This is a genomic window from Micromonospora acroterricola (assembly GCF_003172955.1).
Classification (GTDB): domain Bacteria; phylum Actinomycetota; class Actinomycetes; order Mycobacteriales; family Micromonosporaceae; genus Micromonospora; species Micromonospora acroterricola.
This window is the reverse complement of the sequence record NZ_QGKR01000313.1, coordinates 1-12,377: the sequence shown is the minus strand read 5'-3', so window position 1 is coordinate 12,377 and position 12,377 is coordinate 1. Positions and strand designations below refer to the sequence as shown.

10 protein-coding genes are annotated in these 12,377 nt (G+C 68.9%); 4 read left to right on the top strand and 6 right to left on the bottom strand.

The window, feature by feature from the left end; genetic code table 11:
* The coding region (locus DKT68_RS27145) for a pectate lyase family protein (RefSeq protein ID WP_236647091.1) at positions 1 to 1,655 on the bottom strand (1,655 nt) is incomplete at its 3' end.
* 133 nt (positions 1,656 to 1,788) lie between these two features.
* Complete coding sequence (locus tag DKT68_RS27140; protein WP_109820223.1) at positions 1,789 to 3,405, bottom strand: pectate lyase family protein; 1,617 nt, start codon at positions 3,403 to 3,405, stop codon at positions 1,789 to 1,791.
* A gap of 1,025 nt (positions 3,406 to 4,430) precedes the next feature.
* Between DKT68_RS27140 and DKT68_RS32230 the strand changes: the two genes are divergently transcribed.
* Positions 4,431 to 6,410, top strand: a complete 1,980-nt coding sequence (locus tag DKT68_RS32230) for a pectate lyase family protein (protein ID WP_269089876.1) — start codon at positions 4,431 to 4,433, stop codon at positions 6,408 to 6,410.
* 157 nt (positions 6,411 to 6,567) lie between these two features.
* On the opposite strand, the gene DKT68_RS27130 is transcribed toward DKT68_RS32230, so the two are convergent.
* The 3 genes from DKT68_RS27130 to DKT68_RS27120 are packed head-to-tail and all read right to left on the bottom strand — an operon-like array spanning position 6,568 to position 7,755.
* Entirely contained in the window at positions 6,568 to 7,041 is a 474-nt protein-coding gene (locus DKT68_RS27130; protein ID WP_109820222.1) for a DUF3618 domain-containing protein, read from the bottom strand.
* Positions 7,038 to 7,469, bottom strand: coding sequence for a phage holin family protein (locus DKT68_RS27125; RefSeq protein ID WP_236647090.1), 432 nt, complete (start codon positions 7,467 to 7,469; stop codon positions 7,038 to 7,040). Before DKT68_RS27125 ends, DKT68_RS27130 begins: the two co-directional genes overlap by 4 nt.
* Before the next feature lie 52 nt (positions 7,470 to 7,521).
* The gene (locus tag DKT68_RS27120; RefSeq protein ID WP_146218439.1) at positions 7,522 to 7,755 is read right to left on the bottom strand and encodes a hypothetical protein; all 234 of its coding nucleotides are present in this window, start codon (positions 7,753 to 7,755) and stop codon (positions 7,522 to 7,524) included.
* 288 nt (positions 7,756 to 8,043) lie between these two features.
* Here DKT68_RS27120 and DKT68_RS27115 point away from each other — a divergent pair, with 288 nt between their 5' ends.
* Positions 8,044 to 9,081 carry a fatty acid desaturase family protein gene (locus DKT68_RS27115; protein WP_109820219.1) on the top strand — a complete coding sequence of 346 codons (1,038 nt, stop codon included), beginning with the start codon at positions 8,044 to 8,046 and terminating at the stop codon, positions 9,079 to 9,081.
* 109 nt (positions 9,082 to 9,190) lie between these two features.
* Here the strand turns inward: DKT68_RS27115 and DKT68_RS27110 are convergent, their stop codons facing one another.
* Complete coding sequence (locus tag DKT68_RS27110; RefSeq protein WP_109820218.1) at positions 9,191 to 10,015, bottom strand: inositol monophosphatase family protein; 825 nt, start codon at positions 10,013 to 10,015, stop codon at positions 9,191 to 9,193.
* Between the two features lie 155 nt (positions 10,016 to 10,170).
* On the opposite strand from DKT68_RS27110, the gene DKT68_RS27105 reads away from it, so the two are divergent.
* Both DKT68_RS27105 and DKT68_RS27100 read left to right on the top strand, forming a co-directional pair.
* Positions 10,171 to 10,770: a hypothetical protein gene (locus DKT68_RS27105; protein WP_109820217.1), complete on the top strand. Its 600-nt coding sequence runs from the start codon at positions 10,171 to 10,173 to the stop codon at positions 10,768 to 10,770.
* A 300-nt stretch (positions 10,771 to 11,070) separates the two neighbouring features.
* On the top strand, positions 11,071 to 12,377 hold a 1,307-nt coding region (locus DKT68_RS27100), incomplete at its 3' end, for a glucuronyl esterase domain-containing protein (RefSeq protein ID WP_109820216.1).

The following is a 12,377-nucleotide window of genomic DNA, read 5'->3' as shown; positions in this document are numbered from 1 at the left end:
CGCCGTACCCGTACACCATCACCACCGCCTGCGACATCAAGGCCGTCGTGACCGCACAGGCCGACCTTGCCAACCCCGGCCTGTGCGGTCACGACGGCCTTGATGTCGCAGGCGGTGGTGATGGTGTACGGGTACGGCGGGTTCGTGACGCTCCCACCGGTCTCACCCTCGCCCGTGTTGACCAGGCAGTTGTTCCGGGCGACCAGCCGACCGGGGCCGGAGGAGGCCTCGGCCAGGTGGTACGGGTCATCGACGTTCTCGAAGTAGTTGCCCTCGACGATCACGCCCGAATCCTCGGTGGCGGCGACGCCGTAGTCGCCGGTGTTGTAGTAGTAGTTGCTGTAGACGTGGACCTGGTCACCGAAGCGGACCCGGGGGTTGCGCTGGCGGGTCTCGTCGAAGAAGTTGTGGTGGTAGGAAACCTTCAGCCGCCCGGTGTCCTGCGCGGCGTTGCCGTCGTCGTGGCCGAGCAGCATGTTCTTGTCCGTGCCGTCGGCGTGGTTGTAGGAGACCGTCACGTACGACGAGCCGCGTTTGATGTCGACGCCGCCGTCCGCGCCGGTGGTCCAGGTGTTGTGGTCGATCCAGATGTGGTGGGAGAACATCTGCACGTTCACCGCGTCGTCGGCCCAGTTGCGGAAGTTGAGATTGCGCAGGATGACGTTGTGCACGGCGTTCGCGGGTGGGCTGGTGACCGCGTTGTCGACCGGCAGGCCGATGTTGAGGCCGCCGCCGGTGAAGCCCGAGTTGGCGCCGAGCCCGACGATCGTCTTGTCCGAGGTGACCTCGTGCATCGGGCCGGGCAGTGTGATCAGCCCGCTGACCTGGATGATCTTCGGGCCGGTCGATGCGGCCTCGGCGATGAACTGCGCCGCGGTGGTCACCGTGACGGTGGGGCCGCCGGCCCCACCGGTGGTGCCGTTCTGACCCCAGGCGTCGACCGAGGCCCAGCCGTCGGCCACGTTCGGGCCCGGGTTGCCGGGCGGGTCCGGCGTCGGGTCGGTCGGGTCCGGCCCGGGTCCAGCGCTGGTGACCTGGACGTTGTCGAAGTTCGCGCTGGCGTTGAACGTGGCCACGCCGATCCGGCCGCTGGCGAACTGGCTGTCCGTGGCCTCGGTCAGCAGCGTCCCGTTGACGTAGCCCTTCAGCGAACTCCCGGCGACGTCGATCCGCAGGGTGTACGCGGTGCCGACGGTCACCGTGGTGGTGGCGCTGTCCAGCGTGGTGCTGGAGCCGCCGGTCAGCCGCTTGAGCTCGACGGTGTTGTTGCTGCGCAGGGCCAGGTAGTAGTAGCTGGTGCTGCTCTGTGCCCGAGCGAGCAGCGCGACGAAGCGGTTGGAGCCGTTGAAGGCGGTCGGTTTGACGGTGGCCTGGACCGAGTAGTCCGTCCAGCTCGCTGTACCCGCCAACGAGCGGGCGTCGCTGCTGGTCCCGGACTGCCGGTAGACCCGGGAGCCGTCGGTGGCGACCGACCAGCTACCCCCGGATGAGGTCCATCCGGTGGAGTTGCCGTCCTCGAAGTCGTCGGTGAAGAGGGTGTCGGCGTACGCGCCGGTGGCGCCCATGCCGAGGGCTAGGGCGACCGCGGCGAGCGCGGCCCCGATGGTGATCAGGAGACCTTGGCGATGCCTTCGCCAGGTTTCGGTGGTCTGCACGGAACCTCCTTGGTGGTGGCCTGCCCAGGGCGTGGGCAGTAGATCGACAAACGCCAATCTATTTGTGCGGCGTGGTCCCTTGGTGGTTGGGGAGGTGGGGGCCGGCTCTGCGCACCGGCCCCCGTCGCCGCTGCTAGTAGCCGAGCTTTCCGGTGCCGGCGCCGGCCGTGACGACCGACTTGATCGCGCTCGGATCGGTGACGGTGTACGGGTAGTAGGTGCTGGGCTCCTGCACCGAGCCACCCGCGTCACCCGGCTCGCTGGTGCCGGCGAGCACGTTGTTCCGGGCGATCAGCCGGCCCTTGGACCCGGCGTAGCTGATCGACCACGGCACCTCGACGTCCTCGAAGTAGTTGCCCTCGACCACGCAACCGGAGTTGAGCTGGCAGGCGACCCCGACGTCGGTGTTGTAGACGAAGTAGTTGTTGAAGACGTGCACCGGCTCGCCGAAGCGGACCCGCGGGTTGCGCTGCGGCGTCCGGTCGTACCAGTTGTGGTGGTACGTCACCTTCAGATAATTGGTGTCCTGAGCGGCGTTGCTGTCGTCGTGCCCGAGCAGCATGTTCTTCGTGTGGTGATGGGTGTGGTTCCAGGAGACCGTGACGTAACTGGCACCCCGCTTGATGTCGATCAGCCCGTCATAGCCGTACGCCAGGTCGTTGTGGTCGATCCAGATGTGGTGCGAGAACATCTGCACGTTGATCGCGTCGTCCACGGTGTTGCGGAAGTTCAGGTTGCGGACGATCACGTTGTGCACCGCGTTGGCGGGCGGGCTGGTCGCGGTGCTCACCGGCAGGCCGATGTTCAGGCCGCCGCCAGTGATGCCCGAGCCGGTGCCCACGCCGACGATCGTCTTGTCCGAGGTCACGTCGTGCATCGGGCCGGGTAGCGCGAGCACTCCGCTGACCCGGATGTTCAACGCGCCGGCGGTGCCGATCGCGGCGAGGAACTCGGCGGGGGTGTCGACGGTGACGGTCGGACCGCCCGCGCCGCCGGTGGTGCCGTTCTGGCCGAGCGCGTTCACCGACGCGAAGCCGATCGGCGGTGCGCCCGGATCCAGTGGCGGCTCGGCGGGTGGCAGCGTCGGTTCGCCCGGCGGTTCCCCGGGCGCCCCGGTCTCCGTGTCCACCCTGACGTCGTCGAAGGAGGCGCTGGCGTACGACGTGGCGAGCCCGGCCCGGCCGGCGGTGAACGTGGGGTCGGTCGCCTCGACCAGCAGCACGCCGTTGACGTAGCCGTGCAGCGAGGAGCCGACGGCCTCCAGGCGGAGGGTGGCCCAACTGCCGGTGGTGACGCCGGCGGCGGCGGAGTCGAGCGCCACCGGTTCGCCGCCGGCCCGCTTGAGCAGCTGTACGCCGCCGCTGGCGGTGACCGCCAGCGCGTAGTAGCTGCTGCTGCTCTGCGCTCGGGCGATCACCCCGACGTGCCGGTTCGTGCCGCCGAACCCGGTTGGCCTGACCCGCGCCTGTACGCCGTAGTCCGCCCAGCCCGGGGCGGAGGTCAACGCCCGGGCGTCGCTGCTGGTGCCGGACTGACGAAAGACCAGTGAGCCGTCGGTCACCACGGACCAGCTGCCCCCGGACCGCGACCAGCCGGTCGAGTTGCCGTCGGAGAAGTCGTCGCTGAGCAGCGTGTCGGCGAATGCGGGTGGGGTGGCGATGAGCACCGCCGCAGCGGCGAGCGCGCCGGCGGTCAACGCCACGGCGGTCAGCCGCAGGCCCGGCTGGCCCCGGGTGTGCGTCGAATCCATCATGGACCTCCTTGGTGGTGGTGGTCGCCCGACCCGGTGGGGAGCGCTCCCGGCCGGGACGGCGGCCGGGAGTGGACCGGGCGCAGAAAAGCGGTTGGAGGGTGGGTACGGTCCGGGGTGTCCCGGTGGGTGACGCCTGTGAATCGCTGGGCGACGACACCGCAGAGTCGTGCTGATCCTGTTCATTGCTTGGCATTGCCGGGCTCGCTCAAAGGTGCCGGATGTCGTAACGGCCACGAAATGAGTTGCACACCGACGGTAAGCAAGCGCAGTGGTAAGAGTCAATGTGTTGCATGTGCAGTTATGTTGCATACAATTTCGGCAATGCGTATCGCTCGGCCGTCGACGGCCGAGCTGGTGAGCATTCGGTCCGATTCCTACCGAACATTCGTGCCTGTTGTTTGCAGCCACCCCTCCTTGCGTTCGCGGTGGGCACCGTCCACGGGTCTGTTCCCGGCGGAGTCAGGTGCGGTGCGGCCGCCCGTGGCGCGTCGGGCCGCGATGGCGGCATGGGTCCTCGGTGTCACCGCGCCGGGCGCCTGGCCGGACGGCACGGCGAGATCGCCAGCTTGAGGCGGGCCGGTCGCCGGCCGGTCGGGGCTGGGTGACATCGACAACAGCCTCCCGGACGCTGCAAAGGTTTGCAGCGAAGAGAACACAGAAGAGAGATCAACGTCAATGCCCCCTGAACAACCTGCGGCATTTATCCACGTTGATGGGCAGTGGCGCCGTGCGATCTGTGCGTGGTGGTCACTAGATCCCTGACGTAGACCATGATCAATGCAACAACCGTTTGCAGCAAGCGATGCTTCGCCGATTGACATGAGTGAATCCGGCTGCCTAGCATGGGCTCGGAAAGCGCTTTCCGAGCCCACCCACCACCGCCACGGATCGCCGGTCGATCCGGCGTTGGTCCGTGCCCCGGTCCGCCCACGTCTGGTGCCACCGAGCCCGCCCGGGCCCGCCGTTGCGGCCCGTCGGACCCCGCCCGGTCCGCGATCCGCCCCGCGAAAGGCAGTAGCCAGATGCACCCCACCCAACCCCGCCGCACCCGGCCGCGCTGGTGGTCACCCGCCGCCGCCGTCGGCCTCGCCGCCGTCCTGCTCACCCCACCCGGGGTGGCCGAAGCCACCCCCATCGCCGCGCCAGCGGACCTGATCACCACCGCCGTCGCCGGTCCCGCCGACGGGTTCGCCAGCGTCGCTGCGCTGGGCCAGAACGGGACCACCGGTGGTGCCGGCGGACCCGCCGTCACGGTCACCACCACCGCCCAGTTCCTGGACCACATCGCCCGGCCCGGGCCCTACGTCATCCAGGTCGCCGGCACGATCAACCTGCCCGCCGGCAGCAGCGACGGGATGTACGACGTCGCCTCCGACAAGACCATCATCGGGCTCGGCGCCGACGCCACGCTCTCCGGCGGCGGCCTGGACATCGGTGTGCCGGTCGACGCCGACGTCACCGCACCGCCGGCGAACGCCGTCCACAACATCATCGTCCGCAACCTGCACCTGACCGGCGCGAGCGACGACCTGATCAACGTGCAGATGTTCTCCCACCACATCTGGATCGACCACAACGAGTTCTCCAACGGCGACGACGGCGCGGTGGACATCAAACGGGGATCCGATTTCGTCACCGTCTCCTGGAACCACTTCCACGACCACGACAAAACACTGCTGTTGGGCCACGACGAGGATGCCGGCCCGCAGGACATCGGCCGACTGCGGGTCACCTATCACCACAATTTCTTCGACCGCTCCGACCAGCGCAATCCCCGGGTGCGGTTCTCCGCGCTGGCGCACGTCTACAACAACTACTACTACGACAACAGCTACGGGGTGGCCTCCACCTACGACGCGGCCGTGCTGATGGAGAACAACTACTTCTACTCCGTCAACAACCCCGGTCGGGTCGACTTCAGCGGCGACCTGGGCCGCATCGTGGCCCGGGGCAACATCCTCGTCGGCTGCAACCACCCGATCGAGACCCGCGGCACCGTCCCCGATCCCCGCGGGTACTACCCGTACCAACTCACCCCGACCGCCGACGTGCCGTCCACCGTCCCGGCCGGCGCCGGAGTCGGCAGGCTCCCGTCGACCGCGGGAGTCGCCGCGATCCCGTTGGCCAGCGGCCCGGACGGGTTCGCCAGCGTCGCCGCGCTCGGTCAGAACGGTACGACCGGCGGTGCCGGCGGACCGGTGGTCACGGCGACCAACGCGGCGGACTTCCTCGACCACATCGACACCATCGGGCCGATGGTCATCCAGGTCAGCGGCGTGATCCAGATCAGCAGCAAGCAGGGGGTGCGGCCGAACAAGACCATCGTCGGCATCGGTGACGCCGAGATCACCGGCGGTGGGCTGGACTTCTACCGGTCGTACAACGTGATCGTCCGCAACATCAACTTCACCGAGGCCGAGGACGACGCGATCAACGTCGGGCAGAACTCCCACCACATCTGGATCGACCACAACCGCTTCGCAGGGGCGATCGACGGCTCGGTCGACATCGTGCGGGGCGCCGACTACGTGACGGTCTCCTGGAATCACTTCGACCATGCCGACAAGAGCATGCTGATCGGGCACTCCGACGGCGCGGCGTCCACCGACATTGGGCACCTGAAGGTGAGCATCCACCACAATTTCTTCGACCACAGCCGTCAGCGCCACCCGCGGGTCCGGTTCGGCGAGCCGGTGCACGTCTACAACAACTACTTCCTCGGCAACGCCCTCTACGGCGTCGCATCGACGGAGAACGCCGGCGTCCTGGTCGAGGGCAACTACTTCCGGGACGTCCCGTACCCGCTGCATTCCGCGAGCGGGTACGCCGACAGCGGGCCAGGCCGCGCCGTGCAGCGGAGCAACGTCTTCGTCAACTCCGGCCAGCCCGAGACCGCCGGCACGGTCGTCGAGCCGCGTACCTACTACCCGTACCAGCTTGACCCGGCGGCGAACGTTCCGGCGCTGGTCACCGCCGGCGCCGGGATAGGCCGGCTGACCTGACGCCCCCAGCGTCGTACCGTCTCGGTCGGTGACCCCAGGTCACCCACTGAGACGGTACGACGGGGGAGAGGCGGGCCGGAGCCGCGTGGGTGGGCCGACTCGCAGTTGAGCTGGTCGCCGCGGCCGTCTCCGACCCGCCAGCCGCGTCCCGGACTGTCTATCGGAACCGGCGGAGACGGTAGGCAACGATCGCGAGGGTTGCCGCAGTGCCGGTGGCGGCGAGGACCGGTACGGGTTTCGCGCGCACCGAAGTGCCGATCTTGGTGGTGGCAGCGCGAGCGGAGGTGAGCAGGGCGGACTCGGTCTTGCCGGTGGTCTGCGCGCCGGCTTTCACCGAGCCTCGTACCGAGCCGATGGTGTGCTGTGAATTTTGCTTCACTGACGTGGCGCGCTCGGAGGCCTTCTGGCTCACCGTGTGGGCCAGCTGCGTCGCTCTGGTCTTCGCCGACTGACCGGCCTGGGTGACCCGCTGTCGGAGTCCGCCGACCGTGGTGGTGGCCTTGGTGCGCGCACGGGTCTTGACGTCGGTCTTGGCGGTCAGTGCGGCTACGGTTTCGCCGAGGTCGGCGCGTGTCTGCTGGATGTCGCGTCGGGTCTGGTCCGGGTCGCTGCTTCCGGATGGCGTGCTCATGGCTGCCTCCGACTCGCTGCGCCACGTATCGTCTCGGCGTCGGCTCGCACACTGTCCCTGGTCGCTGTGGGTGTGGCGGGCATGGCCTTGCTGACCTGCTTCTTACCGCGTTGGGCCGCGATTGCGGCGGCGATGGCAAGGATCACCGTGACGATCAGGGCGGCCACGGCGTCGGGCATGATCGCGGCCAGGGCCAGCACGATCGTGGCGACGGCGGTCGCGCCGGCGAAGATTCCGAGCGTCGCGCCGCCGCCGAGCAGCCCGGCACCGACGCCCGCGCGTTTGCCCTTGGCGGTCATCTCCGCCCGCGCCATCGTCAGCTCGTCGCGCACCAGCCGGGTGATCTGCTCGGTGGCGCGCTGCACCAACTCGGCGACCGGCGCGTCAGCCGACGCGGTGCCGGGGTTGCCGCTGGGTCGTTCTGGCATCAGTACTCTCATCTCTCTCACGCAGGGGGAGTGGTCCGAGGCGCTGCCCGGGTCAGCGGTGCTGCGCGGCAGGCATGCTCATTGGCCCCTGCGGCGAGGCGTCGATACGTCCGCCGAGCGACGGAGTGAGGCCGTCGTCGAGCTGGCCCTCGACATCACCCACCGGGAAGTCGGCATCCTGGTGGCGACGTCGGAGCGTGAGCATGCTCGCCGCTCCGGTCACCGCTCCAGCCGTGAAGGCAAGGATGAGCGCTTGCCGCGCGGTGGACTTTCTCTTTCGTGCCATGACAACCCCCTGAATCCGACGTAACCTCATAGCTCCTGATTGTCGGACTCGGCCGCCAAGGCCATACATTGAATCGGCCGACTTGCATGAGGGTGAACGGTGCTGGCGTCCCGGTTGCCGTGAGCTGCCGTTTCCTCCTGCGAGAGGCGGTTGTGAGGAAGACTGGAACCATCAGCGGCGGTCCGCTTGTTGGATGTCTGTCGCACCACGAATGGATCGCGCGCCTGCCCGGTCACGGCTGACGGCGCACCCGCAAGCCGAGTGGCGGCCTTACAGGGAGTGGCGAGGGTGAGTGATACGGATCTTGGCACCCGCAGTGACCGTGGCAGTGAGTACGCCGAGCTGTCCCGCCTGATCCGGGGCGCGGGTCTCCTCGACCGGCAGCCCCGCCGCTACGCGGTGCGGGTGACGCTGGTGCTGGGTTGTCTCGGGGTGATGGCCGTGGTGTTCGTCCGGCTCGGACCGTCGTGGTGGCAGACGGCTACCGCGGCCGGCGTCGCGGTGCTGTTCGCGCAACTGGCGTTTCTCGGTCACGACGCCGGGCATCGGCAGATCTTCCGCTCCCGCCGGGCGAACGACGTGGTCGGCCTGGTCTGCGGAAACCTGGTGACCGGCATCAGTTACGGCTGGTGGGTCGACAAGCACAACCGCCACCACGCACATCCGAACACCGAAGGCCACGACCCCGACATCGCGGTGGCTCCGCTGTCCTTCACCCCGGGTCAGGCCGCGACGCAGCGCGGCCTGCGGGCGCTGTTCGTCCGGCACCAGGCGGCGCTGTTCTTTCCCCTGCTGATGATGGAGGGTCTGCATCTGCATGCCGCCAGCGTCCGGGCGGTCGTCAGCCGCGGCGGACTCAGGCACCGACCGGCGGAAGCCGCACTGCTCGTCCTGCACAACGTCGGCTACTTCGCGGCCGTGTTCCTGGTCCTGACCGTTCCGCAGGCGATCGTGTTCATCCTGGTCAATCAGGCCCTCTTCGGCCTCTACCTGGGCAGCTCCTTCGCCCCGAACCACAAGGGGATGCCCATCCTGACCGAGGCCGACGACCTCGACTACCTACGCCGACAGGTCCTCACCTCCCGCAACGTGCGCGGCGGTCGGCTCCTCGACGCACTGCTCGGTGGGCTCAACTACCAGATCGAACACCACCTCTTCCCCAGCATGCCCCGACCGAACCTGCGCCACGCCCAACCACTGATCCGCCAGTTCTGCACCGAACACGGCATCTCCTACCACGAAACCACCCTGATCCAGTCATGGGCGCAGGGGTTGGCGCACCTGCGGGCGGTCGGGGCCGGGGCGACCCGACCGGGCAACGACTGAGACCGGTCCGGAACAGGACGAGCAGCACGGCGCCGAGCGTGAAGACGGCCACGCCGGTCCCGGCGAGGGCCGGGGCGCCGGTGACGCGCAGCCTCACCGGCCCGGACGGTCACCGCCCGACCCTCTCCTCTGATGGCGCCGACGAGATCTGGTTGTCAATGATCGCCAGCAGGGCCGCGTGCGTCTGCTGGTCGGCCGCGACGATGAGCCCACCCGCGCCGGTGTGCAGCGGTTGCCCCTCGATGCCGGTCACCACGCATCCCGCGGCCTGGCACAGGGCGATCCCACTGGCGAAGTGCACGCTGTCCCGCAGGTCACCGTCGGTCACGTACGCGGCTCGTCGTCCGGCTGCCACCCAGGCCACCGCCAGGGTGGTGGAGACGACGCGCGGGCGGAACCGCTCGACGAAACCGGGGTCGGCGAGCATCCGCGCAGCCCGGAACCGGGGGGCGTTCTGATACGGCGGATCGAGGTTGAGGTCCACCAACGCCGACTCGGCCGATGGCCTGATCTGCTCGTCAAGGCCGTCGCGGCGCACGTACGCGCGGGTGCCGTCAGTCCAGAACACCTCGTCGGCGAACGGGTCGGCTGAGGCCGCCGCGCTGACGGTCGAACCGGTCCGCAGCGCGACGTTCACCGCGACCAGCATGCTGCGTACGGCGTAGTTCAGCGTGCCGCACAGGGGATCGACCAGCCACATCCGCTCGGCGGCGCTGGCGCCCGTGCGCCCACTCTCCTCTCCCGTGACGGCGTCCTGCGGACGGGTGGAACGAAGAACGTCGAGGATGGCCTCTTCGGCCTCGATGTCCGCGGCAGTGGCGAAGTCACCCCCGGATTTCCCGAAGCGTGTGAGTGAGGTGCCGTACATGGCGCGTACGACGCCGGCTCCCGCCTGGGCTGCCCTGATCGCCACGTCTTCGTCTTTGATGAGCATCCATGCAGGATGTCACGGCTGCCGAGCGGCGAGATCAGGGTGTGCAGCTCGCCAGTGATCGCGGGAAGCCCTCAGCGCCTCAGGGTGGGCATCTCCGGGACCGGTACGGGAAGCTCCCGATGGAGCGGCACCGGCGGCGCTGCGACGCTGGGACGATGACCGACACCGACGTACGGGTATCGCGCCAGCCGTTCCGCCTGGTGCGGACCGCGGCCGTCGGTGCCCCTGTGCTCCTGCTGCTCTACGGCATTCTCCGGATCATCGACGGCTTGGACGGGGAACGTGGCTCGGGCTGGGCGTGGAACGTCGGCCACGCCCTGTTCCTCATCGCCTTCGTCCTGTTCGCCGGTCTGGTCGTCGGCCTGCGGCAACTGCTGCTCGCCAATTCCCGTGGCGCCGGATCGAGCACGACGCCGCCGGGCGGGCTGCGGGTGCTTCTGGACGTGGCGATGGTCGCCGGTCTGGTCGGCGCTGGCGCGTTCCTCTGGGTGATCCTCGGCGACCTCTTTCCCCGGCTGGCCGACGCGGCGCCGCTGCCGGAGCCGGTGATGGTGGCGGGGCCGCTGCTGTTCCAGCTCGGTCTTCTCACCCTGCTGGTACGGGCCGCTGTCGCCCGTCCACGACTCGTTCCGGTCTGGGGGCCGCCGCTGGCGCTGCTCGGCTTCCTGTCGATCGCCGTCAACCTGGACCTGCTCCCGATCGGCGCCGCGCTGATCCTTTCCGGGCTCCTGCCCCTCGGTCGACGGACCGAATGACGGCGTGGTGCCTGCTCGGTGGTGGGCGCTGGAGACCGCACTCACCTGCCCGAAACTTTCGATACCGGTCGGGAGCCTGCCGCAGAGTCCGGCCAGGCACGTTCCGGAGGTCCGTCGCGCCATTTGTGCATTGGCGCGGCGCTTGTCGCCGGGGCTGACGGTCGGGTGACGCCGAAAGTTTCGGCAATAACATTGACACTTTCCGATAGCTCGCCGAACACTTGACGAGGCTCAGCATTCGTGATCATCGATCACCGGTGCGGCTCCACACCCCACCACCACGCCGGAAGGGAGAGCCTCGTGATCATCAGTTCGGGCCGCTCCAGGACCCGTCCGGCGGTCGTCGCGCTGGCGGTAGCAGCGCTCACGGTCGCCGGCTCGGTAACGGTAGTAGCGAGAACCACCACCACCGCCGGGGCCGCGGTCGCCGGCCCCACGGCAGCCGCGCAGGTCGAGGACGAAGGCGCCGACTGCGCCGTGCCCGGCCTGCCTGACGTCGGCTCACTACCCACCAACGCCAAGCTTCCCGACCCCTTCAAGAAGCTGAACGGTACGACCATCTCCACTAGGTCCGACTGGCGGTGCCGTCGGGCGGAGATCAAGGAACTCGCGGAGAAGTTCGTCTACGGCGAGAAGCCCGCCAAGCCGGCGACCGTCACGGGCACGGTCTCGACCAGCACCATCACGGTGAACGTGAACCACAACGGCAGGAGCGCCAGCTTCACGGCGCGGGTGGAGCTGCCGAGTGGTTCCGGGCCTTTCCCGGCCGTCGTGGTCGTGGGCGGGTTCGGCGCGGACACGGCCACCATCAAGGCCGCGGGAGCCGCTGTCATCAGCTACGACCCCCTGACCGTCGGCCGGGGAGGGACGCCCCGCAACAACAAGCAGGGCGCCTTCTACAGCATCTACGGTTCATCGAGCGGCACCGGGCTGCTCGCCGCCTGGAGCTGGGGCGTGAGCCGGATCATCGACGTGATCGAGCAGTCGGACGGCAGGATCCTCAAGGCCGACGCGATGGGCGTCACGGGTTGCTCCCGGTACGGCAAGGGCGCCTTCGCGATCGGTGTGTTCGACCAGCGCATCGCTCTGACCATGCCGATCGAGTCGGGTAGCGCCGGAGTGCCCATCTTCCGCGGGATCCCCGGGGAGGGCGCCCAGAGTCTGAGCAGCGCGTACGGGGAGCAGCCGTGGCTGGGCGACGCGTTCGGCTCCTTCACGAGCAGCCCGACGAGGCTGCCCGTGGACACGCACGAGATGGTGGCCATGGTGGCGCCGCGAGGGCTGTTCATCATGGACAACCCGCACATCGCCAACCTGGGTCCCCGGTCCGCAAGCGTGGCGGCGCTGGGCGGCGCGGAGGTGTACAGGGCGCTCGGCGCGGGCGACAACATCAGCTACTGGTCCGACGTCCAGGACGGCAGCCACTGCGCCAACCGCCCGGAATGGCGGGACCCGCTGCAGAAGAACATCAGGAAGTTCCTCCTGCGGACGGGGAACGACCCCGGCGTGTTCCGCATCTCGAGCAAGGCCCTCGGTCGGCTGGCCGACTGGCGGGACTGGCAGACGCCGACCCTCGCCGACGGGCCGACCACCCCGCCCCCGACCCC

Bases quoted from the DNA above. Each gene is read 5' to 3' on its own strand.
- DKT68_RS27140 (WP_109820223.1), bottom strand. From the start codon at position 3,405: ATGGATTCGACGCACACCCGGGGCCAGCCGGGCCTGCGGCTGACCGCC.
- DKT68_RS32230 (WP_269089876.1), top strand. From the start codon at position 4,431: ATGCACCCCACCCAACCCCGCCGCACCCGGCCGCGCTGGTGGTCACCC.
- DKT68_RS27130 (WP_109820222.1), bottom strand. From the start codon at position 7,041: ATGAGCACGCCATCCGGAAGCAGCGACCCGGACCAGACCCGACGCGAC.
- DKT68_RS27125 (WP_236647090.1), bottom strand. From the start codon at position 7,469: ATGCCAGAACGACCCAGCGGCAACCCCGGCACCGCGTCGGCTGACGCG.
- DKT68_RS27120 (WP_146218439.1), bottom strand. From the start codon at position 7,755: ATGGCACGAAAGAGAAAGTCCACCGCGCGGCAAGCGCTCATCCTTGCC.
- DKT68_RS27110 (WP_109820218.1), bottom strand. From the start codon at position 10,015: ATGCTCATCAAAGACGAAGACGTGGCGATCAGGGCAGCCCAGGCGGGA.
- DKT68_RS27105 (WP_109820217.1), top strand. From the start codon at position 10,171: ATGACCGACACCGACGTACGGGTATCGCGCCAGCCGTTCCGCCTGGTG.